General features: G+C 71.2%; 29 protein-coding genes. 22 read left to right on the forward strand and 7 right to left on the reverse strand.

Annotation, left to right across the window (positions count from 1 at the left end; all coding sequences use genetic code 11):
• Nucleotides 1-30 precede the first annotated feature (30 nt).
• The 16 genes from MOTC310_RS12025 (at nt 31) to MOTC310_RS12100 (ending at nt 9,685) form a co-directional block, all read left to right on the forward strand.
• Nucleotides 31-828: an ERF family protein gene (locus tag MOTC310_RS12025; RefSeq protein ID WP_331301921.1), complete on the forward strand. Its 798-nt coding sequence runs from the start codon at nt 31-33 to the stop codon at nt 826-828.
• A 1-nt stretch (nt 829) separates the two neighbouring features.
• Nucleotides 830-1,465, forward strand: coding sequence for a lambda exonuclease family protein (locus tag MOTC310_RS12030; protein WP_331301922.1), 636 nt, complete (start codon nt 830-832; stop codon nt 1,463-1,465).
• On the forward strand, nt 1,465-2,178 hold the full coding sequence (locus MOTC310_RS12035; protein ID WP_331301923.1) for an exonuclease domain-containing protein: 714 nt from the start codon (nt 1,465-1,467) through the stop codon (nt 2,176-2,178). The genes MOTC310_RS12030 and MOTC310_RS12035 overlap by 1 nt, the downstream gene beginning before the upstream one ends.
• A gap of 1 nt (nt 2,179) precedes the next feature.
• Complete coding sequence (locus MOTC310_RS12040) at nt 2,180-2,473, forward strand: hypothetical protein (RefSeq protein WP_331301924.1); 294 nt, start codon at nt 2,180-2,182, stop codon at nt 2,471-2,473.
• A complete protein-coding gene (locus tag MOTC310_RS12045) occupies nt 2,473-2,613 on the forward strand; it encodes a hypothetical protein (RefSeq protein WP_331301925.1) in 141 nt (46 codons plus the stop codon). The genes MOTC310_RS12040 and MOTC310_RS12045 overlap by 1 nt, the downstream gene beginning before the upstream one ends.
• The gene (locus MOTC310_RS12050) at nt 2,610-3,203 is read left to right on the forward strand and encodes a hypothetical protein (protein ID WP_331301926.1); all 594 of its coding nucleotides are present in this window, start codon (nt 2,610-2,612) and stop codon (nt 3,201-3,203) included. Before MOTC310_RS12045 ends, MOTC310_RS12050 begins: the two co-directional genes overlap by 4 nt.
• Entirely contained in the window at nt 3,200-3,466 is a 267-nt protein-coding gene (locus tag MOTC310_RS12055; protein WP_331301927.1) for a hypothetical protein, read from the forward strand. The genes MOTC310_RS12050 and MOTC310_RS12055 overlap by 4 nt, the downstream gene beginning before the upstream one ends.
• Nucleotides 3,459-3,827, forward strand: a complete 369-nt coding sequence (locus MOTC310_RS12060) for a helix-turn-helix domain-containing protein (RefSeq protein ID WP_331301928.1) — start codon at nt 3,459-3,461, stop codon at nt 3,825-3,827. Before MOTC310_RS12055 ends, MOTC310_RS12060 begins: the two co-directional genes overlap by 8 nt.
• Nucleotides 3,824-5,089 carry a phosphoadenosine phosphosulfate reductase domain-containing protein gene (locus tag MOTC310_RS12065; RefSeq protein WP_331301929.1) on the forward strand — a complete coding sequence of 422 codons (1,266 nt, stop codon included), beginning with the start codon at nt 3,824-3,826 and terminating at the stop codon, nt 5,087-5,089. Before MOTC310_RS12060 ends, MOTC310_RS12065 begins: the two co-directional genes overlap by 4 nt.
• On the forward strand, nt 5,086-5,766 hold the full coding sequence (locus MOTC310_RS12070) for a hypothetical protein (RefSeq protein WP_331301930.1): 681 nt from the start codon (nt 5,086-5,088) through the stop codon (nt 5,764-5,766). The genes MOTC310_RS12065 and MOTC310_RS12070 overlap by 4 nt, the downstream gene beginning before the upstream one ends.
• 4 nt (nt 5,767-5,770) lie before the next feature.
• Nucleotides 5,771-6,202 (forward strand): SPFH domain-containing protein, encoded by a 432-nt coding sequence (locus MOTC310_RS12075; RefSeq protein ID WP_331301931.1) that lies wholly within the window; start codon nt 5,771-5,773, stop codon nt 6,200-6,202.
• Nucleotides 6,195-6,785, forward strand: coding sequence for a hypothetical protein (locus MOTC310_RS12080; protein WP_331301932.1), 591 nt, complete (start codon nt 6,195-6,197; stop codon nt 6,783-6,785). The genes MOTC310_RS12075 and MOTC310_RS12080 overlap by 8 nt, the downstream gene beginning before the upstream one ends.
• The gene (locus MOTC310_RS12085; protein WP_331301933.1) at nt 6,778-7,116 is read left to right on the forward strand and encodes a hypothetical protein; all 339 of its coding nucleotides are present in this window, start codon (nt 6,778-6,780) and stop codon (nt 7,114-7,116) included. Before MOTC310_RS12080 ends, MOTC310_RS12085 begins: the two co-directional genes overlap by 8 nt.
• A complete protein-coding gene (locus MOTC310_RS12090) occupies nt 7,109-7,876 on the forward strand; it encodes a hypothetical protein (RefSeq protein WP_331301934.1) in 768 nt (255 codons plus the stop codon). The genes MOTC310_RS12085 and MOTC310_RS12090 overlap by 8 nt, the downstream gene beginning before the upstream one ends.
• Nucleotides 7,873-8,259, forward strand: coding sequence for a DUF4031 domain-containing protein (locus MOTC310_RS12095; protein ID WP_331301935.1), 387 nt, complete (start codon nt 7,873-7,875; stop codon nt 8,257-8,259). The genes MOTC310_RS12090 and MOTC310_RS12095 overlap by 4 nt, the downstream gene beginning before the upstream one ends.
• 217 nt (nt 8,260-8,476) lie before the next feature.
• Entirely contained in the window at nt 8,477-9,685 is a 1,209-nt protein-coding gene (locus tag MOTC310_RS12100) for a site-specific integrase (RefSeq protein WP_331301936.1), read from the forward strand.
• 292 nt (nt 9,686-9,977) lie between these two features.
• Here the strand turns inward: MOTC310_RS12100 and MOTC310_RS12105 are convergent, their stop codons facing one another.
• The 3 genes from MOTC310_RS12105 to MOTC310_RS12115 all read right to left on the reverse strand — a co-directional run bounded on the left by MOTC310_RS12105 (nt 9,978) and on the right by MOTC310_RS12115 (nt 13,462).
• Nucleotides 9,978-10,889, reverse strand: a complete 912-nt coding sequence (locus MOTC310_RS12105; RefSeq protein WP_331301937.1) for an alpha/beta fold hydrolase — start codon at nt 10,887-10,889, stop codon at nt 9,978-9,980.
• Complete coding sequence (locus MOTC310_RS12110; protein WP_331293273.1) at nt 10,890-11,903, reverse strand: SDR family oxidoreductase; 1,014 nt, start codon at nt 11,901-11,903, stop codon at nt 10,890-10,892.
• Between the two features lie 128 nt (nt 11,904-12,031).
• Nucleotides 12,032-13,462, reverse strand: coding sequence for a mannose-1-phosphate guanylyltransferase/mannose-6-phosphate isomerase (locus MOTC310_RS12115; RefSeq protein WP_331293274.1), 1,431 nt, complete (start codon nt 13,460-13,462; stop codon nt 12,032-12,034).
• A gap of 190 nt (nt 13,463-13,652) precedes the next feature.
• Here MOTC310_RS12115 and selA point away from each other — a divergent pair, with 190 nt between their 5' ends.
• Nucleotides 13,653-15,104 (forward strand): L-seryl-tRNA(Sec) selenium transferase, encoded by a 1,452-nt coding sequence (gene selA, locus MOTC310_RS12120; protein ID WP_331302225.1) that lies wholly within the window; start codon nt 13,653-13,655, stop codon nt 15,102-15,104.
• Nucleotides 15,105-15,218: 114 nt separating this feature from the next.
• Nucleotides 15,219-15,689: a MarR family winged helix-turn-helix transcriptional regulator gene (locus tag MOTC310_RS12125; protein ID WP_331294157.1), complete on the forward strand. Its 471-nt coding sequence runs from the start codon at nt 15,219-15,221 to the stop codon at nt 15,687-15,689.
• Between the two features lie 41 nt (nt 15,690-15,730).
• Here the strand turns inward: MOTC310_RS12125 and MOTC310_RS12130 are convergent, their stop codons facing one another.
• The gene (locus MOTC310_RS12130) at nt 15,731-17,101 is read right to left on the reverse strand and encodes a pentapeptide repeat-containing protein (RefSeq protein ID WP_331301938.1); all 1,371 of its coding nucleotides are present in this window, start codon (nt 17,099-17,101) and stop codon (nt 15,731-15,733) included.
• A 45-nt stretch (nt 17,102-17,146) separates the two neighbouring features.
• Nucleotides 17,147-19,465: an FdhF/YdeP family oxidoreductase gene (locus MOTC310_RS12135; protein ID WP_331301939.1), complete on the reverse strand. Its 2,319-nt coding sequence runs from the start codon at nt 19,463-19,465 to the stop codon at nt 17,147-17,149.
• Between the two features lie 156 nt (nt 19,466-19,621).
• On the opposite strand from MOTC310_RS12135, the gene MOTC310_RS12140 reads away from it, so the two are divergent.
• Entirely contained in the window at nt 19,622-19,795 is a 174-nt protein-coding gene (locus tag MOTC310_RS12140) for a metallothionein (protein WP_012322048.1), read from the forward strand.
• A 153-nt stretch (nt 19,796-19,948) separates the two neighbouring features.
• Here MOTC310_RS12140 and MOTC310_RS12145 read toward each other — a convergent pair whose 3' ends face one another.
• Both MOTC310_RS12145 and MOTC310_RS12150 read right to left on the reverse strand, forming a co-directional pair.
• Nucleotides 19,949-20,236 (reverse strand): MTH1187 family thiamine-binding protein, encoded by a 288-nt coding sequence (locus MOTC310_RS12145; protein WP_331301940.1) that lies wholly within the window; start codon nt 20,234-20,236, stop codon nt 19,949-19,951.
• Nucleotides 20,237-20,346: 110 nt separating this feature from the next.
• Nucleotides 20,347-21,249 carry a LysR family transcriptional regulator gene (locus MOTC310_RS12150; RefSeq protein ID WP_331301941.1) on the reverse strand — a complete coding sequence of 301 codons (903 nt, stop codon included), beginning with the start codon at nt 21,247-21,249 and terminating at the stop codon, nt 20,347-20,349.
• A 107-nt stretch (nt 21,250-21,356) separates the two neighbouring features.
• Between MOTC310_RS12150 and kdgD the strand changes: the two genes are divergently transcribed.
• From kdgD to gudD, 3 genes are all read left to right on the forward strand, one after another.
• Entirely contained in the window at nt 21,357-22,271 is a 915-nt protein-coding gene (gene kdgD, locus MOTC310_RS12155; protein ID WP_331301942.1) for a 5-dehydro-4-deoxyglucarate dehydratase, read from the forward strand.
• Between the two features lie 98 nt (nt 22,272-22,369).
• Nucleotides 22,370-23,725, forward strand: coding sequence for an MFS transporter (locus tag MOTC310_RS12160; protein ID WP_331301943.1), 1,356 nt, complete (start codon nt 22,370-22,372; stop codon nt 23,723-23,725).
• 94 nt (nt 23,726-23,819) lie between these two features.
• Complete coding sequence (gudD, locus tag MOTC310_RS12165) at nt 23,820-25,169, forward strand: glucarate dehydratase (RefSeq protein ID WP_331301944.1); 1,350 nt, start codon at nt 23,820-23,822, stop codon at nt 25,167-25,169.
• The last annotated feature ends 22 nt before the right edge of the window (nt 25,170-25,191 follow it).

Genomic DNA, 25,191 nt, shown 5'->3' on the forward strand with positions numbered 1-25,191 from the left:
CACCCGCCCCGTAGCCTCAGGAGATCCGCCGTGAACCAAGCCAAGCAGCAGCTCGCCACCCTCGAAGACCACCCGCCAGCACCGGTCGCCATCCAGCCGGCAGAGGGCGCCGCCGTCCTGTCCATCATCGAGCGGATGGCCCGGGACCCGAACATTGACCCGGACCGCGTCGAGCGGTTCCTCGTCATGGCCCGCGAGGACCGGGCCGAGCGGGCGCGCATCGCCTTCAACGCCGCGATGTCCGCCTGTCAGGCCGAGCTGCCGCGGGTCCTGCGCGACGCGCGCAACACGCACTCCGGTGCCGCCTACGCCCGCCTGGAGAGCATCGCCAAGGCGACGGCGCCGATCATCGCCCGGCACGGCTTCTCGCTGTCGTTCGACACCGAGCCCTCGCCGATCCAGGGCAATCTCCGGGTCACCTGCACCTGTGCCCACGAGGCGGGGCACGAGCGCGCATATCACCTCGACCTGCCGCCCGACACGGCCGGCGCCCAGGGCAAGGCCAACAAGACCCCCATCCAGGGGATCGGCTCCACGATCACCTACGCGCGGCGCTACCTCGTCCTGCAGGTGTTCAACATCGCGCTGACGAACGACCCGCACGACACGGACGGGGCACCGGCCGGCGGCAACGACGACGTCATCAGCGACGAGCAGGCGGAGCAGATCCGCAAGCAGCTCACCGAGCACAAGATCCCGCCGGACCGGCTGCTGCGCTTCTTCGGCGTCGAGAGCGTGCCGGACCTGCCGGCCAATCGGTTCGACGAGGTTCTGGCCTCCATCAAGACCACCGTGGCCAACCGCGCCCGTCAGCAGGAGGGCCGCTGACATGGCCGATATGGTCCAGGGGAGCCCGGAGTGGCTCGACGCGCGCTGCGGCAAGGCGACCGCCTCCCGCATCGCCGACATCCTCGCCGTGAAGAAGGACGGCAAGCCGACCGCCGAGCGCGAGCGCTACCTGATGGAGCTCGTCGGCGAGCGGCTGACCGGGCTCACGACCCAGCACTACCTCACTGGTCCGATGCTGGAGGGCTCCGAGCGTGAGCCGCAGGCCGCCGACGCCTATGCCTTCCTGCATGGCGTCGACGTCGACCAGATCGGCTTCGTCGAGCACCCGAGCATCGCCATGGCCGGCGCCAGCCCGGACCGGCTGGTGGGCGATCTCGGCCTCGTCGAGATCAAGTGCCCGACCCTGCGCACGCACCTCGACACGCTGCTCTCCGGCACGATCCCGGAGCAGTACCTGCCGCAGATGCGCTGGCAGATGGCCTGCACGGGCCGGAAGTGGTGCGACTTCGCCTCGTGGCACCCGAGCGTGCCGCCGGCCCTCCGCCTCTGGGTGAAGCGCCTCCACCGCGACGACGAGCAGATCGCGAAGGACGAGGCCGCCGTGCGCGCCTTCCTCGGCGAGGTCGAGGCCCGCGTCGCGACCCTTCTGGCCATCGGAACGGCGGAGGCCGCGTGATGCTGATCCGTGTCGTTGATCTTGAGACCACCGGTTTCGAGCCGCCCGCCGGCGTCTGCGAGATCGGGTTCTGCGATCTGGTCCGGGACGCCGATGGCTGGCGCGTCGGCCAGCCGGACAACCTCCTCGTGGATCCTGGCTGCCCGATCCCGCCGGAGACGTCCGCCGTCCACCACATCACGGACGCCGACGTGGTCGGCGCCCCGACCTTCGCCGAGGCGGTCCGATCCGCCCTCTTCGAGGAAGCATGGCTCCAGGCGCCGCACGTGGTGCTGGTTGCGCACAACGCGAGGTTCGAGCGCCAGTGGCTCACGCGCGAGGTGACGGGCGAGGCGCACTGGATCTGCACCTACAAGGCGGCGTTGCGCATCTGGCCGGAGGCGCCGGCCCACAACAATGGGGCGCTCCGGTACTGGCTGAACCCGGCCGGCCTGGAGCGCGAGATCGCCCAGCCCGCGCACCGGGCCGGGCCCGACGCCTACGTGACCGCGTTCCTGCTGCGCGAGCTGCTGGCCCGGACCACCCTCGACGACCTGGTGTTGATCTCGGCCCAGCCGGCCCTTCAGGTCCGCTGCGCCTTCGGGAAGCACCGCGGCACGCTCTGGTCCGAGGTGCCCTTCGATTACCTGATGTGGTGCGCCCGTCAGGACATGGACGAGGACGTCGCCTTCACGGTCAAGACTGAGATCCGTCGCCGGACGGAGGCCGCCTGAGATGGCCCGCTACGTCCTCGAAGGCGAGTGGTCCGGCTACTCGTCGTCCCAGCGCCGCGTCGTCCACCGCGAGACGATCAACGAACGCCGCCGCGCCCGGTACGAGGGCCGCGGCCGCCTGTTCGCCGTCCGGTTCACGGACGGCACCATGCTGGAGCTGTCCGTCCGCCCGGTCCGCCGCGGTGAGAAGGTCGAGACGCTCCTCGGCTACGGCTCCCTGATCTGCGAGGCCGAGGCGAGCACGGCGACGTGCTTCCAGGTCCGGCCGATCAGCGGTTCGGACGAGGCCGCCTGATGTCCTGGCCCAGCCTCTTCATCGGGATCGCCATCGGCCTCGCCCTGGCCGGCGCCGTCTGGGCGCTCGTGTCCTCGCACCGCGCCCTCAAGGCCGAGGACGCCGAGCGCATCGACCAGGATCCCGGAGCGAAGTCATGAGCGAGCACGAGAATATTCAGCGCATCGCCGCGCTGAGCTTCGCCGAGCACGTCATGCAGGATGTGCCGGCCAAGTCGTGGCGGCTCGGCAAGCCGGGAACAGGCGCCTACGCCTTCCGCGTCACCTGGGCCACCGGCATGCTGGCGGTCGGGGGCGATCTCGGTACGGCTGTCTACGAGGTCTGGCCGGCGTTCAACACCCTGGAGGGCGCGGTTGATTTCGTCGACAGAGCCAACTTCGACTATCTCACGAGCAAGTCGGAGTTCAAGGAGGAATACGACCGCGAGGCCACCGTCGAAGCTCTGATCCAGAGCGCCTACGAAAGCTTGCGGCACAAGTGGCAGCCGCAGTTGTTCAAGCAGCTCTGCGACGAATACGGCGGCGATGAGAACGACCCGGCTGACCGGAAGGACGCTGTCCGGCGCTTCCGCGACGACGACAGCATGTCGGCCGAGCGCATCTACAATCTGACGGGCGATTTCGAGGATCCGCTCTATCGGCACACGGCGCAATCGCGCTGGGCGTTTGAGGCCGTGAAGCTCTGGGCCGCCAGGATGAAGGCCGAGGCGCCCACCGAGGTGGCGGCATGAACGCCCTCCGCTGCCCCCACTGCACCCGCACGCTCGCCAGCACCGAGGCGATGTTCTCACACGTGAAGGCGAATCACGGGCTCAAGGCGGCCCGCGCCTGCGTCCCGGAGCATCCGGTCTTCGTCCGCGAGGCCGAGCGCCGCGCGCGCCGCCAGGGCCACGACCCCGAACCCAGCATGGCCGACCTCGTCGTCGAGGCCACGCTCAACCGGGCCATGGGCCAACCCGTCGATCGTGACATTGCGGAGATGTTCGATGTCTGAGGCCACCACCGTGCCCGGCCCGAAGCGCTGCACCGACCTCGACGCCCGGATCGGCGGGCGGATCCGCATCGCTCGAGAGCGGGCGCGGATGAGCCAGACCAGTCTCGGCGACGCCCTCGGGATCTCGTTCCAGCAGGTCCAGAAGTACGAGCAGGGCAAGAACCGCATCGGCGCCGCCAACCTCCAGCGCGTCGCGGACCTGCTCAAGGTGCCGGTTGAGGCCTTCTTCGACGGCCCGGCCGCGATCGAGGCGCCCCCGCCGCCCACGGTCGAGCAGGCCTGGGCCGAGCACCGCGCCGCGACCAAGGCCCTCGAAGACGCTCTCCAGCGCGAGGCCGCAGCTTTGCAGGTGGCGGCGTGAACGCGCCCGCACCGATCCTCCGCGGCTCTCGGCAGCACGACCTCTTCGCGCTGACGGCCGAGCGCCTGGTCTACGACGATGCGGTCGAGATGACCCTCGCCTCGCTCCAGGCCTACGGCCCGCAGCACGAGCACTGGGCCATGGCGTGGTCGGGCGGGAAGGACTCGACCGCGACGCTGACGTTGATCGTCCACCTGATCGAGGCCGGCCGGCTCGCGCCGCCGAAGACGCTGACCGTCTACTATGCCGACACCCGCCAGGAGCTGACGCCCCTCGCGATCGCCGCGGCCGACGTCATGGCCCGGCTCGCGCGCCTCCCGTGGATCCGGCTGCGCGTCGTCACCGCGCCGCTCGACCGCCGCTTCCTCGTCTACATTCTTGGCCGGGGCGTGCCGCCGCCGAACAACAACACGCTCCGCTGGTGCACCCGGCAGATCAAGATCGACCCGATGGCGGCCGCGATCGAGGCCGACCTCGCCGGGATGCCCGAGGCAGACACGGTGCTGACGATCACCGGCGTCCGCCAGGGTGAGAGCGCGATCCGCGACAGGCGGATCGAGATGAGCTGCTCGAAGGACGGGGCCGAGTGCGGCCAGGGCTGGTATCAGCAGGTCCTCCCCGACATGAAGGGCGTCCGCGGGCGTCTCGCGACCCTCGCGCCGATCCTGCACTGGCGGGTCTGCAACGTCTGGGACTGGCTGCGGGTCTACGCGCCGATGCGCGCCTACGGCGGCTGGGCGACGGCGATGCTGGCCGACGCCTACGGTGGCGACGAGGCCGAGGAGGCGAACGCGCGCACCGGCTGCGTCGGCTGCCCGCTCGCGGCCCGGGACAAGGCCCTGGAGGCGGTCGTTGCGCTGCCGGCGTGGTCGTACCTCGCCCCGCTGCTCGGCCTGCGCCCGATCTACCGGGAGCTGCGGCTCGCCCGGAACCGGCTGCGCCAGCCCGGCGGCGAGACGCGCAAGGACGGGACGCTGGTGCCGAACCAGCAGCGCATGGGCCCGATCACCCTGCCGGCGCGCCTCGACGCGCTCGACCGCATCCTGGCCATCCAGGCAGCCTGCAACGCCGAGGCTGACCGGCTCGGCCGGCCGCACGTCGACCTGCTGAACGACGAGGAGGAGGCGCGCATTCGCGAGCTGATTGCCGCCGGCACATGGCCGCAGCGATGGACCGGCGACGAGCCGACCGCCGACGTCCCGCTCGATGCCGTCTTCTCGGACGGGTCCGTGCAGCCGCTGCTGATCGGAGCGGACCTATGACTGCGCCCGACCTTTTCAGCTTCGAGCCGACCATCCGGACCTTCCCCGTGGTTGAGGTCGAGGGCATCCGCGCGATCGTCGAGCGCGACCGGTGGTGCTGTTTCTACGCCGTCGATGCCGGCAGGCCGTTCCCGAGCGAGACCGGGTTCCGGTCGGCCGGCAATGATCGCCCCGGGCCGGTCGAGGACATCCTAGCCGCCGTCATCGCGGAGCAGCGGAAGGACAAGAAAGGGCCGTTCCCGATCCCGGCCACCGTGTACCGCCAACCGTTCGCGGGCGAGTACCGGCCGCAGCCGGCTCAAGGCGCGATGGTCGCTCTCGAGCAGCTCGCCGAGTCCCCACTCAACGTCGACCTGATCTTGGCCATCTATGCACACGACCAGGTCGGCAAGGCCTGGGGGACCGGCGATCCGGCAAAGCTCGTCGAGATCACGCAGCGGATCCTCGGTGACGGCTTCCGGGCTGAGAGCAGCCCGGACGGCGAGGGCTTCGCGGTGATCGCGCCCAGCGGCCTGCGCCTCCCGGCGAAGGGCTTCTTCCCGGCCGTCCACAACCTGCGCTGCCACGTGGCGCGCATCACCAGGGAGGCGACCCGGGCGACCATGCCGGCGCTGTTCCCGCCTCGGAAGCGGTCGGCCCGATCCGCTCCGGCTCCTCTCCTCACGCCCGCGGAGTAGCCCTATGGACGAGTCCAGCACCATCATCACGATCATCACGATCGCCGGACTGCTCGCCGCAGCAGTCGCCACCCTCTTCATCATCGGGCCGATCTACGGCGTCTGGGCGCAGCGGCTGAAAGGCCGTGCCGATCTGGCGCAGGCCGAGGCCGAGACGAAGATCGCCGTCCTCCAGGCCGAACGAGAGGAAGCGGCAGCCCACCACTACGCCGAGGCCGAGGTCATTCGAGCCAAGGGCGTCGCTCGGGCCATCAAGGAAGTCGAGAACTCGCTCGGCGGCCCGGAAGGCTACCTCCGCTGGCAGTACGTCAACATGCTGGAGCAGCAGGATGGCGTGCAGCAGATCATCTACGTGCCGACAGAGGCCGGCCTGCCGCTTCTAGAGGCCGGCAAGCGTCCCACCGCCGCCCTCGCGACGGGAGGTGCCCGTGGCTGATCTGAGCCGCCGAGCCTTCCTCACCGCCGCCAGCGCCGCGGCGGTCGCCGCCGGCCTACCGGCTGGAGCGAGCGTGCCCGTCGGGCCTCCGACGGCTGCCGCCGTGACGCGCCCACTTCCGACCTTGGCCGAGCTGAAGGGCTGGTCTGAGCGCGCGCTCGTCGTCCTGCAGAAGCACTACCCCGAGCAGATCTGGGGCGAAGTCTTCCTCGCCGAGCCGGACGAGGGCTACGGCTACCACGGCCTGAGGATCCGGTGCGATTGCCCGAACGTCTCGGAGCGTTGGGGCTGCACGCGCTGCGCCATCGCTTCGCCCGGCACTCCCATGATCGGCGGCGTCACCGGCTACTTCGAGCCGGAATGGGACGAGACCACGGCCTACGGTCTGCTGTCCGACATCGTGAGGTGGGAGGAGAAGCCGCCCGCGATGACGGACGCCGAGTGGATGGAAGTCCTGGCGCTCGTCGGCATGACGCCGGCATCGCACGCCGAGAGCATGGCGGCGCTGGAACGCGAGATGAGCGAACTGGCCGGACAGCAAGACGCGATGGCAGCAGGGTACGCGGAGGCCCTCCATGGCTGACCGGCGTATCTACCCTGACGACGCGGCCGAGCGGCTGAAGAAGCACGCGGGCCAGCCCTACCGGCCGAGCAACGGCTCCGAGGGTGAGTACTTCGCGGCGGTCTGGTGCGCCGGCTGCTCGCGTCGCAACGGCTTCGCTGGCCAGGGCTGCATGATCTTCGTCGCCTCCATGGCGCACGGCATCAACGAGCCCGGCTACCCGGAGGAGTGGCAGTACGGCGCCGACGGTCAGCCCGGATGCACGGGCTTCCGCGACGCCACCGTGCGGGCCCGGGTCGCACGCTGCGGCCGGACCGCCGATCTCTTCTCTACGGAGGCGCCCCGTGGCTGACCGTCCTATCATCTTCTCGGCGCCGATGATCGCGGCGCTGCTCGCCGGCCGGAAGACGCAGACACGGCGGATCCTGAAGCCACAACCCGAGCTGATGCCCGGGGTGTCTGATCGCTTTCACCTCAGCAATGCTCACGGCGGGATCGTAAATGCGACCGAGGGGGAGGTTCGGGAGCACGGGCCGGACTTCAGCCGCTTCGCCGTCGGAGATCGCCTCTATGTCCGCGAGAACCACGCAGTGGTCCCGTCATCCGCGTACCGGATGAGCGAGGGCGTCCCGCAGACCATCAATCCGAACGATCGCGACCTCGCTGCCATCTACGCCGCGGGTTGGGAGCGATCGAAGCCCCGCTGGCGCCCGTCCATTCACATGCCGCGCTGGGCCTCGCGCCTCACGCTTCTGGTGACGGACGTCCGGGTCGAGCGCCTGCAGGACATCAGCCGCGATGACGCGATTGCCGAAGGCGCTACCATGAGGCCGCACGCGTACCGCGGTGGCGATGGCTGGTGCATAGACTGGTCACCGGTCGGCAGACCGAGCCGGTGGGCCGCTGACGGCAAGGCGCTCTCCGAAGAGGACATCTGCTTCTCTGACCCGCGGACTGCGTTCGGCAGCTTCATCAATGTACTGCACGACCCGCGCTGGAACATGAAGGGCGACGGTCTCTGGGGTGAGAACCCATGGACGTGCGCGGTGAGCTTCTCCGTCCACGCGTGCAACATCGACCAGCTCGCGCCGATCGCCGAGGCCGCAGAATGACCTGCTTCGTCGACCAGCCCATCTTCCCGTTCGGGCGCATGATGATGTGCCACCTCTGGGCCGACAGCCTCGACGAGCTGCTGGCGATGGTGGACCGCATCGGCGTCGACCGGAAGTGGATCCAGGGCCACCCGCATCTCTCGTTCGGGAAGCACCGCAACGCCTCGTGGGTCCACTTCGACATCGCGAAGGGCAAGCGCGCCCTGGCGATCCAGGCCGGCGCGCTGGAGACCGACCGCTACGGGGCCAGCTACTTCGACGCGCAGCAGCGCGGGCGCACCAAGATGGTTGCGGACATTGAGGCGATCCGGGCCAAGGCTGGGAAGCCTGTCGACGGCATCATCCGGTCGACCGAGGAGCTGAAGCTGGAGGGCCCGCGCTGATGCCCCGAAGCGCCAGGATTCCCGCCCCGAACGAGGTCACGGACGAGACCATGATGCCGCTCAGCGTGGCGGCCGAGGTCGCGGTCGCGCATGGCGTCGTCACGAGCGCGTCGGCGAAGGCCTTGCGGCGCGAGGCCGAGCATGATCGGCTAACGACCTACGAGGTATTCGGGCGCCTGCACACGACCCTCGGCGACATCAAGAAGATGGTGAAGCGATGCCGCGTCCAGCCAAGGGTGCCCGCCTCTACTACAAGGCCGCCGACGACCGTTGGGTCATCCGAGACACCGGTGGCATCGAACGCGGCACGGGCTGCAGCTATGGAGAGCGTGAGGCGGCTGAAAGAGCGCTGCAAGCCTACCTCTCCGAGAAGCACACCCCCGATTTCGGCCGCGGTGATCCCGCTACAGTCGAGATCGCGGACGTCCTGAAGCTCTACGCCGACGAGCATGCCGCCGGCACGAAGCGGCCCGATGTCGCTTGGTCGGCGCTCCCGCACCTGATCACCTTCTTCGACGGAAAGAAGGTCGCCCACGCCACGCCCAACCTGTGCCGCGCCTACGCGAAGTGGCGGACCTCGCAGCCGCAGGCGCGGTTCAAGTTCGGACCGGGCTACCGGTACGCGACCGAGGCCGAGGTGCCCCGGGTCGGCGATCAGACCGCGCGCCGCGAGCTGGGCGTGCTCTCGGCCGCCTTCGGCTACGCGCACAGCGAGCACAAGCTGCTCTACCCGGTCCCGGTGACGATGCCGGACCGGGCGCCGGCGCGCGATCGGTGGCTCAGCCGCTCGCAGGCGGCCGCGCTGCTGCTCGCTGCGCTGGGCTTCCGGCCGACCGGGCGGCACGATGCGAAGGGGAAGGAGATCTGGCGGCGGCCGCGCGAGAAGGTGCGGCCGGGCGAGGAGCGTGGCCGCGCGCTGTTCGTCCAGCGCCACGTCGCCCGGTTCATCCTGGCCGGCCTCTACACCGGCACCCGGCACGAGGCGATCTTGCGCCTGAAGTGGATCGAGAGCACCGACGGCGGCTTCGTCGACCTGCGCTCCGGCATCATCTACCGGCGCGGTACCGCCGAGGGCGAATCCTCGAAGCGGCGGACCCCGATCCCGATGTCGAAGCGGCTCGCCGCGCACATGCGGCGTTGGCGGAAGAACGGCGCCTACGTGATCGAGTTCGAGGGCAAGCCGATCCTGCGCCTGCGCCGCGCCTGGACGACGGCCAGGAAGGGGGCGGCCCTCGGCGAAGAGATCACGCCGCACGTCCTGCGCCACACCTTCGCGACCTGGGCCGTGATGGCCGGCGTGCCGTTCGGCAAGGTCGCCCGGGCGCTCGGCACCACCGAGCAGGTCGTGGAGCAGGTCTACGGCCACCACCTGCCGGAGCATCTGCGCGGCGTCGTGGAGACCGTGTCGCGCGGCGGGAGAACGTGAGCCGAACAGGTCTCCGGTTATTCTCCGGAAACGAGGGCTCGAAAGGGTCTCGGAAGGCCCTCTAAGGCTCTTTCCCCCTCTGCCGGCGCTCTAAGGCTTGGGAACGCCAATCCTTTACACGGAGAGGGTCGGGGGTTCGAGTCCCTCACCGCCCACCAGCGCACCGGCATCGCCCACCGCCCGAGGCTGGCCCGCTCGACGACCACCATGCGGCTGAGGTCTCCTGATACGGCATGTAGATGCCACGAATCTGGAAGCTTATCCGCCGGGCCCTGCCTGAGCCATCGGCCTGTCAGGCCTCCGATCGCACCGCGAGGGCCGCGCGCACGACTGCATCGGGCTGGAGGTGGTGGAGCATGTGGCCGGCGCCCGGAAGGCGCTCGAACCGCGCCCCGGGGATCAGGCTCGCCGCACGCTGGCCGTGCAGCGCGGTGTTGACCACCAGATCGGCGCTGCCGCCCAGGATACGGGTGGGCCGGCGTAGCGAGGGATAGCCGAGGGCGCTTCGCGTGAGTCCCGGCCAGAGCCAGCCCGCATCCTCACCCTCCGCGGTGATCTGCGCCGGGCGACCGGCCAGATCGAAGGGAAAGTCCCGGGCGAAGCGGGGCGGCATCGCCTCAGGGAGAAACATCGCGTTCCACAGGAGCGGCAGGAGCGCCCGGTCGCTGCTCGCGCCCAGCAGGGCGGACAGGGCATCGCCGCCGAATGGCAGCGCCCGCGGCCCGAACAGAACATGCTCCAGCCGCAGCTCGGGGAAGCAGATCGGCGCCAGAGCGACGATGCCGGCGATCTCCTCGGGATGGAGCATGCCGTAGGCGAGGGCGACGGCCGCGCCGAATGAGTGCCCCACGATGACCGGGCGCTGAAGACCGAGGTTCCGCACCGCCTGCCGGATGCTCGCGGCCTGATCCCAGATGTCGGCTGCACCTCCGCGTGGCCGCCGGCTGAAGCCGTGGCCGGGGCGGTCGACGGCGATCACACGGAAATGCTCGGCCAGTGCCGGAACGGGGCCGAGCCAGACGTCCTCCAGGCACATCAGCGTGCCGTGGATCGCCACGAGATCCGGTCCCGTACCGGTCTCGGCGTAGGCGATCATCCGGTCATCGGCCAGGGATACGATCCGGCGCGGCACGATCCGGGCTTCGGCCGCCGGCTCCTGCGCCGGCCGGGTGGGGCCGGGCAGGGTCTCCACCACGACGGACACTTACAGGCGTCGCCGGCGTCCGGACGAGGTGCCGAGCACCGCGAAGGCCGTGGCCGCACCCACACCGAGGAGGCCGGCCGCCGCCGCGAGGGGGTGCAGGGTGGCGCGGGTGTAGGCGCTCGTCCGCATGACCGGGACCGGCGGGTCGCCCCGCGTCTCCCCCGCCGCGACCGGCGCGTGAAGGGCGCCGTCCGGATTGCGCGGCGCGCTCCCGCGCTTCTGCAGGGCGATGATCGCCGGCCCGAGGTAGTCGTAAGCGCCGGGGGCAAATTCCTTGCCGGCCACGAAGGCCTTGCCGGCGCCGCCCACGAAGATGTCGCGCTGCGGGTGCACGGCCGCGTGCAGGATGGCGTTCGCGACCTCCTCCGGCGGGTAGATCGGCGGCGGCAGGCTCGGCTCGCGGTCCATGTAGTTGCGCGCCCGCTGGGGCAGGGGCGTGTCGATCGAGGCAGGCTTGATCAGCGTCACCGAGATCGGCGCGTTCTCGTCCATCAGCTCCATGCGCAGGGCGTCGGTGAAGCCCTTCACGGCGTGTTTCGAGGCCGCGTACATGCCCTGGAACGGGAAGGCGAGGTCCGAGGCGATGCTGCCGACGTTGATGAGGGCGCCTCCGTGCTGGCGCAGATGCTCGGTCGCCACGAGGGAGCCGTAGACGGTCCCCCAGAAGTTCGTCTGGATCAGGCGCTCGTGGTCGGCGTCGCTGATCTCGCGCAGCCGGCCGTAGATCGAGCCGCCCGCGACGTTCACCCAGGTGTCGAAGCCGCCGAAGGTCGCCTCGGCCCGGTCGGCGACCGCCTGCACGTCGGCCCGCCGGCCGACGTCGGCGACGACGTCGATCGCCTTGCCGCCGACGCCCTCGATCTCGGCGCGGATCCGCGCCAGGGCGTCGCCGCTGCGTGCCGCCAGCACCACCCGGGCGCCGCGCTGGGCCGCCATCCGGGCCGTAGCCAGGCCGATGCCCGACGAGGCGCCGGTGATCACGATGACCTGTTCGCGGAGCGGCTTGTGCTTCATGCGGTATCCCCGACGCTGCGGCGCGGCCGCACGGGAGCGGCTACACGCTGTGCTATCGATCCGGGCGGCCGCATGTTCCTGAGGCGCATGCGGGTGATCGGGTCGCAGGGGGGGGCCGGCCGGGGCGCTCAGCGCCCGTAGATGTCCTCGACGCGGATGATGTCGTCCTCGCCGGTGTAGGAGCCGACCTGGACCTCGATCAGCTCCAGCGGGATCTTGCCCGGGTTGGCCAGCCGGTGCATCGAGCCGATCGGCAGGTAGACCGCCTCGTTCTCGTGGACCAGCACCACCCGCTCGTCGATCGTGACCTCGGCGGTGCCGCGCACCACGACCCAGTGCTCCGCCCGGTGGTAGTGCTTCTGCAGCGACAGCCGCCCGCCCGGCACGACCTGGATCCGCTTCACCTGGAAGCGCTCGCCGATGTCGATCCGCTGGTACCAGCCCCAGGGCCTGTACATCCGCAGATGCGCGTCCGCCTCCGGCTCGCCGCGGGCCCGCAGCGCGCCGACCAGCTCCTTCACCTGGCCCGAATGCGCCTTGGAGGCCACCAGCACCGCGTCCGGGGTGGAGACCACCACCACGTCCTCGAGTCCCACCACCGCGGTCAGGCCCTCGCCCTGGCTGTGCACGAGGCTGTTCTTCGTGCCGATCAGCGACACCCGGCCCCGCACGGCGTTGCCGGCCTCGTCGTGGTCCAGCACCTGCCAGACCGCGTCCCAGGTGCCGACATCCGACCACGCGAACGACACCGGCAGCACGCCGGCCCGGGCGGTCCGCTCCATGACCGCGTAGTCGATCGAGATCTTGGGCGCCCGGGCGAAGGCCGCCGCGTCGAGGCGCACGAAGTCGAGATCGGTCACCGCCGCCTCCAGGGCCTCGCGCGCGGCCGCCAGAACCTCCGGGACGAACGCCTCCAGCTCGGCCAGCATCAGGTCGGCCCGGAACAGGAAGTAGCCCGAGTTCCACAGGGCGCCGTCGGTGATCAGCGCCTCGGCGCCGGCCCGGTCGGGCTTCTCGACGAAGCGGGCGACGCGGGCCGCGCCCGGGGCCTCGGCGATCGGCTCGCCGCGGCGGATGTAGCCGTAATCGGTGGCGGGCCGGTCGGGCTCGATGCCGAGCGTCATCGTGTAGCCGGCCTGGGCGCCGGCGGCCGCGCGCCGCACGGCGTCGACGAAGGCCGCCGTGTCGGGCACGACATGGTCGGCCGCCATGATCAGCACCACGGCCTGCGGGTCGGCGGCGGCGGCGTGCAGCGCCGCGACCGCCACGGCGGCGGCGGAGTCGCGGCCCTGCGGCTCGAGCAGGATGTCGGCGGACAGGCCCAGCTGGTCGCGCTGCTCGGCGACGATGAAGCGGGCCTCGGCCGAGGCGATGACGGTCGGCGTGGCGAAGACGGCGGCGTCCGACACCCGCGCGAGCGTCGCCTGGAAGGTCGAGCGCTCGGCGTCGACCAGACGGGCGAACTGCTTGGGCATGCTCTCCCGCGAGGCCGGCCACAGCCGCGTCCCCGTTCCCCCGCACAGGATCATCGGGTGGATCTGGATCGAAGGCCGGGACATGGCGACGTCTCCCGAGAAGGCTCGGCGGGGTTGGCGTGGCCGAGCCCGCCCCGCGCGGGTGCGATGGACTCTCGGTCGCCGATTTCAGGATCTGCCCTTACCGTCGGGCCGGGACCGGAACAACCTGCGCGGATTCTCCGCGCGGCGACGGGCTGGCTCCGTGCAGAGGGGTGGTTATGTCTGGGCCGACATGAACGCGTCCATCCCCACCCGCCCGGCCGACGACTCTGCGCCGTCCCCGCGCCGGATCCCCTCGGTGGAGCGCGTCGTCGGCGCCGCGCCGCCGGCGGATCTCGCGACCTACGGGCGGACGGCCTACACGGACGCCGTCCGGGCGGTGCTCGCCGAGATCCGGGCCGGGGGCGGCCCGGTTCCGGACGCGGCGGCGATCCGGGCCGAGTCGGCGGCGCGGCTCGCCGCCGAGCGCCGGCCGTCCCTGCGGCCGGTCTTCAACCTGACCGGGACGGTGCTGCACACCAATCTCGGCCGCGCCCTGCTGCCCCGCTCGGCCGCGGAGGCGGTGGCCGCCGTGCTGGTGCAGGCGAGCAACCTCGAATTCGATCTCGTAACCGGCGCCCGGGGCGAGCGTGACGACCACGTCGAGGCCCTGATCTGCCGCCTGACCGGCGCCGAGGCCGCGGTCGTCGTCAACAACAACGCGGCCGCGGTCCTGCTGGTCCTGAACGCCCTCGCCATGCGCAAGGAGGTCGTGGTCTCCCGCGGCGAGCTCGTGGAGATCGGCGGCTCGTTCCGTGTGCCGGACGTGATGGTGCGGGCCGGCTGCCGCCTGCGCGAGGTCGGCACCACCAACCGCACCCATCTGCGCGACTACGCCGAGGCGCTCGGGCCCCGCACCGGCCTCGTGATGAAGGTGCATCCGAGCAACTACGCCATCGCGGGCTTCACCGCGGCGGCGGATCCCGCCGCCCTTCACGCTCTCTGCCGGGAGCGCGGCGTGCCGCTGGCGGACGATCTCGGCAGCGGCAGCCTCGTCGACCTCGCCGCCTACGGGCTGCCGCCCGAACCCACGGTCCGGGCGGCCCTGGAGCGGGCCGACGTCGTCACATTCAGCGGCGACAAGCTGCTCGGCGCGGTCCAGTGCGGCATCGTCGCCGGCCGGAAGGATTTGATCGCCCGCGTGCGCAGGAACCCGCTGAAGCGGGCCCTGCGCGTCGACAAGATGACCTACGCGGCGCTCGAGGCCGTGCTGCGGCTCTACCTGCATCCCGAGCGGCTGCGCGCGGAGCTGCCGACCCTGAGGCTCCTCACCCGCGCGCGCGAGGCGATCACCGCGCAGGCCGAGCGCCTCGCCCCCGCGGTGGCGGAGCGGCTCGCCGGCCGGGCCGCGGTCTCGGTCGCCGACTGCATCAGCCAGATCGGATCCGGCGCCCTCCCGGTGGAGACGCTGCCCAGCGCCGCCCTGGTCCTGTCCCCTGGCTCCGCGGGCGGCCGGGGCGCGGGCGGTCGCTGCCGCCGGCTCGCCGAGGATCTGCGCCGGTTGCCGATGCCGGTGATCGGCCGCATCAGCGACGACGCCGTCCGCCTGGACCTCAGGACCCTCGAGGACGAGGCGGGCTTCCTCGACACGCTGGCGGCGCTCCCGCCGGGCGCGGATGGGAGACGAACCCCGCACGGTTGTTAAGAGAACGGGCCCGACGCCTGGAGCTTGCGCCCCGGGATCCCGTGTTATGGTATGATGACGGACCCGCGGTCGCGGTCGAGAGTGGCGGTGCGTGGACCGCGATGGGCGAACGATATGGCGTATATTGCCGATACGGCTGAGGCGCAGCCGGAGACGGATCCGCTGCTTCTCGACAACCAGCTCTGCTACGCGCTCTACGCGGCCGCGCATCGGATGACCAAGTCGTACAGGCCGCTGCTGGAGCGGCTCGGACTGACCTATCCGCAATACTTGGTCCTGCTGGTGCTGTGGGAGCAGGACGGCGTCACCGTGTCGGAGATCGGCCGGCGACTGCGTCTTGATTCCGGTACGCTCACCCCGGTGCTGAAGCGGCTGGAGAGCGCGGGTTTCCTGCTGCGCACCCGGCGCCAGTCCGACGAGCGCGAGGTCGAGATCGCCCTGACGCCGGAGGGCGCCGCCCTGCGGGCCGACGCGGTCTCGGTCCGCGAGACCGTGATGTGCCAGCTCGAACTCAGCGAGCCGGAGATCCGCGCCCTGCGCAAGGATCTCAGCCTCGTCATCGAGCGGCTCAGCGTGAACGACTGAGGACTGTCGGATCCGCGGACGCGGATCCGGGACGATCCGCGTTAACGGCGCAGGCGGTTGCCCAGGACGAAGCCGTAGAGCCCCATCAGGATGATCCCGACGCCGCCCTCGATCCCGACCAGCAGGTTGGTGACGCGGCCGGTCGGCTTGAGGCCGATCTCCGGCGGGTTCGCGGTCATCATGTTGAGCGCGCTGTAGCTCAGGAGATCGAGGGGATTGTAGGTCGGCCCGGCCTCCGGCCCCTCGCTGATGAACAGGCCGCCGGTCAGGCCGAAGAGCCCGCCGAACAGCACGATCAGCAGCGCGAAGGCGCGGGCGATGCGCGACAGGCTCTCGCCGTAATCGCACAGCCACTCGACGAAGCGGTCGGCCGTCCAGCGATAGCCGTGCCGCAGGAATCCGGACCAGTCCCGGTCGGACCAGGCGGTGCGGGCCTGCTGCCCGGCATGGAAGCGGCCCATCCGGCGGCCGCGCTTGTACGCCCAGCTCGCCGCGTCGTGGCTGCCGATGCTCTTCCAGTTCTGCTCCAGGGCGAGGTAGCTCGCCTGGGCAGCGTCGTAGGCGCCGGCCACCTCCTCGCCCACCGCGCCGCCGAGCTGCTCCACGCTCATGCGCGTGCCGTTGAGCCACGCGCCGGCGAAGCGGGCGTGACGCAACCGGCAGGTGGCGAGGTTGAGCCGCACGAGGTCGGTATCCGAGAGATCCGCCCCCGAGAGATCGGCGCCGTCGAGCTTCGCGCCGGTGAAATGCGCCCCGCGCAGGCGCGAGCCGGCGAGGCTCGCCTTGGTCAGGCTCGCCTCGGCGAAATCCGCGTGGGTCAGGTTGGCATCCGCGAGCTTGGCCTCGTCGAGCCGCGCCCCGCGAAAGTTCGTGTCGTCGGCATCCGCCCCGGAGAAATCCGCGCCCCAGAGGTCGGCGCCGGCGAAGTCGGTCCCGTCGAGGAGGGCGCCCGACAGGTCGGCGAAGCGCATCGCGGCGCGGCCGAACCGGGCATCCTCCAGCATCGCCCCGGCGAACTTCACCTGTCCGGCGACGATGTCGGTGAAGTCCGCCCCCGAGAGGTCGGCCTCGGACAGGTCGGCCTCCTCCAGGATCGCGCCGGTGAAGCGGGTCGAGCGCCCGACCGCACCCGCGAGCGTGGCCCGGCGCAGGTTGGCGCCGGAGAGGTCGGCCTCCTCCATGCGGGCGCGGGACAGGTCGGCGCCGGAGAGCGCCAGGCCGCCGGTCTCGGCGTCGGTGCCGAGACCGGCATCCGCCACGGCCGCGAGCGCGCCCGGCCCGGCGCTCAGCTGCGACAGGTCCGCGCCCGGCTCGCGCAGGGGCGCCCCGGCGGCGATCCGGCCGAGGAGCGCCCGCAGCCGCGCCTCCGCCTGAGCGTCCGGTCGCGCGTCGGGGGGAGTGGCCTGGTCCATGGTCGTTCCTTGCCGGAAGGCGCGACCGGATGCCAGACGCTCCGCTCAGCGCGCGCCGGTCGCGGCCGTCACCCGCACGGCGATCGCCTTGGCGGCCGGGGTCTTGGACTGCTCGTCGTGGTGCCAGAGCGGCAGCAGGACGTTCAGCTCCGGGTAGTACCCGGCGCAGTTGCCCTCCGGAATGTCGTAGGCGATCACCCGCAGGCCGCCCACCCGCCGCATCACTTGGTCGTCCGCCTCGGTCGCCACGTCGACGCTGAGCCCGTCCCTGAGGCCCAGCCGGGCGATGTCGCGCCGGTTCATGAACAGCACGTCCCGGGTACCCTTCACCCCGCGGAAACGGTCGTCGTAGCCGTAGACCGTCGTGTTGAACTGGTCGTTCGAGCGCAGCGTGATCAGGTCGAGCACGTCCGGGCCGCGGGCGGGCAGGTCCGGGTCGGCCTCGAGCCCCTCGGGGACCGCGAAATTCGCCTTCCCGGTCTCGGTCTCCCACTTGCGGTCGCGGGCGCCGAGCGGCTTCGTCAGGCCGCCGGGCTGGAACATCCGGCCGTTCAGGTCGTGGAACACGCTCGGGTAGGTGGCCTCGATCGCGTCGCGCACCCGCGCGTAATCGGCGACCCAGGCATCCCAGTCGATGCGGGGATTGGGCGGCAGGGTCGCCTTGGCGATCTCCGCCACGATCCAGGGCTCGGAGCGCAGATGCGGCCCGACCGGGTCGGCCACGCCCCGGGACCCGTGGAAGCGCGCGGTGGAATCCTCCATCGACACCGCCTGCCGGCCGCTCGCCTGCCGGTCGATCTCGATCCGTCCGAGGCACGGCAGGATGTAGGCGACGGCGCCGTTCACGAGGTGGGAGCGGTTGAGCTTGGTCGAGATCTGCACGGTGAGGCGCTGCCGCCGCCAGGCCGGCTCCATCCGCGCGGTGTCGGGGACCGCGCGGAGGAAGTTGCCGCCGAGCCCGATGAAGGCCCTCACGCGCCCGTCGAGGAGGCCCTCGCAGGTCTCGACGGTGTTGAGGCCCTTCTCCCGCGGCGGCTCGAAGCCGTAGAGCTCCCGCAGCTTGTCGAGCGGCGCGAGTTCCGGCTTCTCGGTGATGCCGACGGTGCGCTGGCCCTGGACGTTCGAGTGGCCCCGCACCGGGCAGATTCCGGCGCCGGGCTTCCCGATATTGCCGCGCAGGAGCAGCAGGTTCACCAGCATCCGGACGGTCTCGGTGCCCTTGCGGTGCTGGGTCAGGCCCATCCCGTAGATGCCGATCACCGCCTTCGCCCGGGCGTAGACCCCGGCGGCGGCCTCCAGCGCGGTCCGGGTCAGGCCGGAGCGCCGCTCCAGCGCGGCCCAGTCCTGCCCGTCGCAGAAGGTGACGAACGCCTCGAAGCCGTGGGTGTGCTCGGCGATGAAGGCGTGGTCGAGCACCCGGGGCCGGCCGGCGGCCTCCGCGGCCCGGTCGAGGGCGAGCAGGGCCTTGCACAGGCCGGTGAGGGCCGCGAGGTCGCCGCCCGCCTTCACCTGATGATACTGCGTCGAGATCTTCGTGGAGGAGCGCGTGAGCATCTCGACCGGCGATTGCGGGTCGGTGAAGCGCTCCAGCCCGCGCTCGCGCAGCGGGTTGAAGGTGATGATCTGCGCCCCCCGGCGCCGCGCCTCCTGGAGCGGGTGCAGCATCCGCGGCGCGTTCGACCCGACATTCTGGCCGAAGAAGAAGATCAGGTCGGTGGTCTCGAAATCGTCCAGCAGGACCGTGCCGACCGGCGCGCCGATCGATTGCGGCAGCGCCACTGAGGTCGGCTCGTGGCACATGTTGGAGGAGTCGGGCAGGTTGTTGTTGCCGTAGAGCCGCGCGAGCAGCGCGTACATGTAGCTCGTCTCGAGGGAGGCCCGGCCGGAGGCGTAGAACACCACCGATCGCGGGTCCTGCGCGCGCAGGTCCTTCAGCTCCCGGCCAATCTCCGCGAGGGCCTCCGCCCAGGCGACGGGGCGGTAGCGGTCCGTCTCCGGGTCGTAGCGCATCGGGTGGGTCAGGCGGCCCTGCTCCTCCAGGGCGTAGTCGCTCCAGCCGAGGAGTTCGGTCACCGTGTGTTCGGCGAAGAAGTCGGGCGTCGCGCGGCGGCGCGTCTGCTCCCAGGCGGTCGCCTTGGCGCCGTTCTCGCAATACTCGAAGGCAAGCGGCTTGGCGGGCTTCGCCCAGGCGCAGGACGTGCACATGTAGCCGTCCGGCTTGTTCTGCTTCAGCAGCATCGCCGAGCCGGTGACCGGCACGCCCTCGCGGGTCAGGATCTCGACGAGGGAGCGGGCGGAGCCCCAGCCGCCCGCCGGCCCGTCGTAGGGCTCAATCCGGACGTCGTCTGTGTTCTGATCGGTCATGGCGCCCTCCACCCGGCGAAGCGATCACCGGACCGGAGGAACGCGCGAGCGGGCGAATGGGATCACGGGCGCGTCACCGCGCCCGCGCACGGGTTTCCTCGGCGGTGCCGCGGCTCTAACGTCGACAAGCGGACTGCCCCGCCGGAGGAGGAAGCAATGGCCAGCGTCGACGTCGAGATGGTGAAGTGCGCCTGCCAGGACTGCGTCTGCGTGATCCCGGTCGCCAAGGCCGTGTCGCGGGATGGCAAGGCCTATTGCTGCGACGATTGCGCGGACGGACACAAGGATCACGCCGGCTGCGAGCATGCCGGCTGCGCCTGCCACGGCTAGGGCTTTTCTCGTTCGCGTCGCGACGGTCCGGAGGACGCGTCATCGGTCGAGCCAGCAGCGACGCGCCCCCTCTCCCGCACGAGCGGGGACCCGCACCTCATTCGGCGCGGGTTCGGAGAACGACCCCGGGATGACGCGCCGCGGCGGTCGCGGTCAGGAGACCGCGGCGAGCTTGTCGGCCATCGACTGGTCCTTGTCGCGGCGCGTCGAGAAGATCAGCGTGAAGAAGGTCCGCTGGACGCCGAGCTCGGCGAGCTTCGCCTCGCACCGCTCCGCCAGCGCGCAGATCTCCGACAGCTCGCCCTCGATGTTCGTGCCGTTGGGATGCATCGTGGCGGTGAGCCCGCTCGACTCGATGATCGCCTTGATCTCCCGGACGTAGGGCGAGACCGACGGGCCGACGCCCATCGGCACGATGCAGAGGTCGGCCGAAACTCTCATGGTGCCTGCCTGATCCGGGAGGGGCGGCCCCGGCCGGCTGCGCGACCGGAAGCGGGGCGAGCGCGCAGCCTATCGCCGGCCGCACCGACTTTCCAGGCCGGCGCCGGCGGTCACGCCTCGCCGGTTTCCAGCGCCGCCGCCCGCACCGAGGGAAGGCACGGATTGGCGTTGTCGCCGCGCCACGCGAGCCACAGCTCCGGCCCGGTCGTGGCCGGCAGGGCGATCGGTCGGAGCCGGATGTCGGCCATGCTGTTGCCCCGGGCGCTGCCCGGCACAAGCGCGACGCCGATGCCGGCGCCGACGAGGGCCAGCATCGCGTGGACCTGATTCACCCGTTGCATGATCCGCGGCTGCACGCCGCCGGCCTCGAACAGCCGGTCGAGGAGGTCGATGAAGTAGCGACCGCCCCGGGGCGACCACGTCACGAAGGCCTCGCCGTCGAGGTCCCGCAGGGTCGGCGCGCGCGCCGTCGCGAGGCGGTGCCCGCGCGGGACCGCGAGCAGGAGCCGCTCGCGCGCCAGCGGCGCGGTGGCGATCGCGGATTTCGGATCCTGAAGGACCGACGCCGGCCGCAGGATCGCCAGATCGATGCGATTCTCGCCGAGCGCCAGGATCTGCTCGTCCGAGACCATCTCCTCCAGCACGAGGTCGACCTCAGGCAGCGTCCGGCGGACATGGGCCACGACCTGCGGCAGCGTCCGGTAGGCCGAGGCGGCGGTGAAGCTGAGGCGGAGCACCCCGCTCTCGCCGCGGGCGGCGCGCCGCGTGATGCGCGCGGCATTCTCGGCGGCCGCCAGCACCCGGTACGCCTCCGCCAGGAAGGTCCGGCCCGCCGGGGTCAGGCGCACCGCGCGCGTGGTCCGCTCCAGCAGCGTCACGCCGAGGGTCTGCTCCAGCATCTGGATCTGCCGCGACAGGGGCGACTGGGTCAGGTGCAGCCGGGCCGCGGCCCGGCCGAAATGCATCTCCTCGGCGACGGCGACGAAGCTGCGAGCATGGCCGAGGTCGAACATTGATGCAGGATCCGGGATAATCCAGCCAAAATCAACGTTGGACGCATTTAACGCCGGCGCCTAACCCCGGACGCGACACCGAACGGTGCGTTCCAGGGAGAGAATCGATGGCGAGCATGACCCCGGCCGAGATGGCGCGCGTGCTGGGCTCCGGCCTGCTGTCCTTCCCGGTCACGCATTTCCGCGACGATCTCAGCTTCGACGAGACCGCCTACCGGGACAATCTCGGGCGGCTGGCCGACTACAGGGTTTCGGGCCTGTTCGCCGCCGGCGGCACCGGCGAGTTCTTCTCGCTGACGCCCGTCGAGATCGACCGCGTCCTGCGCGCCGCCGTCGAGGAGACCCGCGGCCGGACCCCGGTCATCGCACCCGCCGGCCAGGGTACCGCCCTGGCGGTCGAGATGGCCCGGGCCGCCGAGGCCGCCGGCGCGGACGGGATCCTGCTGCTGCCGCCCTACCTCGTCGGCTCCGAGCAGGCCGGTCTCGCCACCCATATCGAGGCGGTCTGCCGCGCGACCTCGCTCGGCGTCATCGTCTACAACCGCGCCAACGCCCAGCTCAACGAGCAGACGCTCGCCGGTCTGTGCGAGCGCTGCCCGAACCTCGTCGGCTTCAAGGACGGCGTCGGCGACGTCGAGCTGATGACCCGGGTCTACGCCGCTCTGGGCGACCGCCTGACCTATGTCGGCGGCCTGCCCACCGCCGAGACCTTCGCGCTGCCGTACCTGGAGATGGGCGTCACCACCTACTCCTCGGCGATCTTCAACTTCCTGCCCGAATGGGCGCTGTCCTTCTACGACAGCGTCCGCCGCCGGGACCGCGACGCGGTCTACCGGGAGCTGCGCGACTTCGTCCTCCCCTACATCGCGATCCGCAACCGCAAGCGCGGCTACGCGGTCTCGATCGTCAAGGCGGGCATGAGCGCCGTCGGCCGCCACGCCGGCCCGGTCCGGCCGCCGCTGACCGAGCTCGACGCGGCCGAGCGCGCCGAGCTGACGGCCCTGATCGGCGACCGCCGCTGAACCCCCGCCTCGACACCCAAGATAGACCCGCCGAGCCAACGGCGGCCACGACCCGCTTCCTGGATCAACCGGGCGGCAGAGAGCCAGGGAGAACGTCCATGAGTGCCAGTTCGACCGGCGCGCCGAGCACCCTGCTCGCCGCCGCCGACGCGGGTCGCCGCACCCGCGTCCGCCTGCTGATCGTCGCGATGCTGTTCGCCGCGACCACCATCAACTACGCCGACCGCGCGACCATCTCGATCGCCGGCCCCGACATGGCCAAGGAACTCGGCCTCTCGCCGGTTCAGATGGGCTACGTCTTCTCGGCCTTCGCGTGGTCCTACGTCCTCGCCCAGATCCCGGGCGGCTGGCTCCTCGACCGCTACAGCGTCAAGTGGGTCTACGCCGCCGCCGTCGCCCTCTGGTCGGCCTTCACGCTGGTCCAGGGCGCCGTCGGCTTCTTCACCGGCCTGACCGCCGTGGTGATGCTCTTCGCCCTGCGGCTCGCCGTCGGCCTCACCGAGGCGCCGGTCTTCCCCGCCAATGCCCGGATCGTCGCCGCGTGGTTCCCGACCCGGGAGCGCGGCATGGCCTCGGCGTTCTTCAACTCGGCGCAGTACTTCGCCACGGTGCTGTTCACGCCGCTGATGGCGTGGATCGTCCACAATTTCGGCTGGCACCACGTCTTCACCAGCATGGGCCTGCTCGACATCGCTTTCGCGGTCCTCTGGCTGCGCGTGGTCGACAGCCCGAAGAACCACCCGTCGATGAACCAGGCGGAGCGGGACTACATCGAGGCCGGCGGCGCCCTGCTCGACATGGACGGCCAGAGCCGGAGCAAGCAGGGCGATGCCGGCCGGACGCTGCGCCAGCTGCTCGCCAACCGGATGCTGCTCGGCATCTATATCGGCCAGTACTGCATCACCGTGCTGACCTACTTCTTCCTGACGTGGTTCCCGGTCTACCTCGTCAAGGAGCGCGGCCTGTCGATCCTGCAGGCCGGCTTCGCGGCGGTGCTGCCGGCGCTCTGCGGCTTCATCGGTGGCATCCTCGGGGGCGTGATCTCCGACCTGCTCCTGCGCCGCGGCTTCTCGCTGACGGCGGCCCGCAAGATCCCGATCGTCGGCGGCATGCTGCTGTCGATGAGCATCATCGGCTGCAACTACGTCCAGGCGGACGCCCTCGTGGTCGGCCTGATGGCGCTCGCCTTCTTCGGCAAGGGCATCGGCGCGCTCGGCTGGGCGGTCGTCGCCGACACCTCCCCGCGGGAGAGCGGCGGCCTCTCGGGCGGCCTGTTCAACACCTTCGGCAACACCGCCGGCATCACCACGCCGATCGCGATCGGCTACATCGTCCAGAGCACGGGCTCGTTCAACGGCGCCCTGGTCTTCGTCGGCCTGAACGCCCTCGTCGCCTGCTTCTGCTACCTCGTGGTGGTCGGCGAGATCCGCCGCGTCGAACTCAAGGCCCACTGACCCGCACGCCGGACCGGCCCCGGCCGGTCCGGCCCCGCAACGATCCCGCCTCGCGCCCGGCGCAGACCGGCCGGGGGCCCCCGAGGAGGACGCCATGCTGAACGACAGCCGCCACGCCGCCCGCCACACGCCGACCGTGACCGCCATGAAGGTCGTGCCGGTGGCCGGCCACGACAGCATGCTGCTCAACCTCTCGGGCGCGCACGGGCCGTACTTCACCCGCAACCTCGTGATCCTGACCGATTCCACCGGCGCGACCGGCCTCGGCGAGGTTCCCGGCGGCGAGGGCATCCGCAAGACCCTGGAGGATGCCCGGGACCTCGTCGTCGGGCAGCCGCTCGGCGCCTGGAACGCGGTGCTCAACGCCATGCGGACCCGCTTCGCCGACCGCGACGCCGGCGGGCGCGGCCTCCAGACCTTCGACCTGCGCATCACCATCCACGCGGTGACGGCGGTCGAATCCGCCTTCCTCGACCTGCTCGGCCAGTACCTCGACGTGCCGGTGGCCGCCCTTCTGGGCGAGGGCCAGCAGCGCGACGCCGTCGAGATGCTGGGCTACCTGTTCTACGTCGGCGACCGCACCCGCACCGATCTCGAGTACCGCGCGCCCACGGCCCGCGACGGCTGGTTCCGCCTGCGCGATGAGGAGGCGCTGACGCCGGAGGCCGTGGCCCGGCTCGCCGAGGCCGCCTACGACCAGTACGGCTTCAACGACTTCAAGCTGAAGGGCGGCGTCCTGCGCGGCGAGGACGAGATCGCCGCCGTCACCGCGATCCACGCGCGCTTCCCCAAGGCCCGCGTGACGCTCGACCCGAACGGCGCGTGGTCCCTCGCGGAGGCGATCCGCCTCTGCAAGGGCCAGGGCCACGTCCTGGCCTACGCGGAGGATCCCTGCGGCGCCGAGGGCGGGTTCTCGGGCCGCGAGATCATGGCCGAGTTCCGCCGCGCCACCGGCCTGCCCACCGCCACCAACATGATCGCCACCGACTGGCGCCAGATGAACCACGCGATCCAGCTCGGCGCCGTCGACATCCCGCTGGCCGACCCGCATTTCTGGACGCTCGCCGGCTCGGTCCGGGTGGCCCAGCTGTGCCGTGACCACGGCCTGACCTGGGGCTCGCACTCGAACAACCACTTCGACGTGTCGCTCGCCATGTTCACCCACGTGGCCGCGGCGGCGCCCGGCACCGTCACGGCGATCGACACGCACTGGATCTGGCAGGACGGCGAGCGCCTGACCAAGGAGCCGCTGGCGATCCGGGGCGGCCTCGTGCGGGTGCCGGAGCGGCCGGGCCTCGGGATCGAGCTCGACATGACGGCGGTTGAGGAGGCCCACGCCCTCTACCGCGACCACGGCCACGGCGCCCGCGACGACGCGGCCGCCATGCAGTTCCTGATCCCCGGCTGGACCTTCGACAACAAGAAGCCCTGCCTGGTCCGCTGAAGCCCGGCCCGGGCCCGCGCCC

This window comes from Methylobacterium oryzae (assembly GCF_036441375.1).
Classification (GTDB): domain Bacteria; phylum Pseudomonadota; class Alphaproteobacteria; order Rhizobiales; family Beijerinckiaceae; genus Methylobacterium; species Methylobacterium oryzae_A.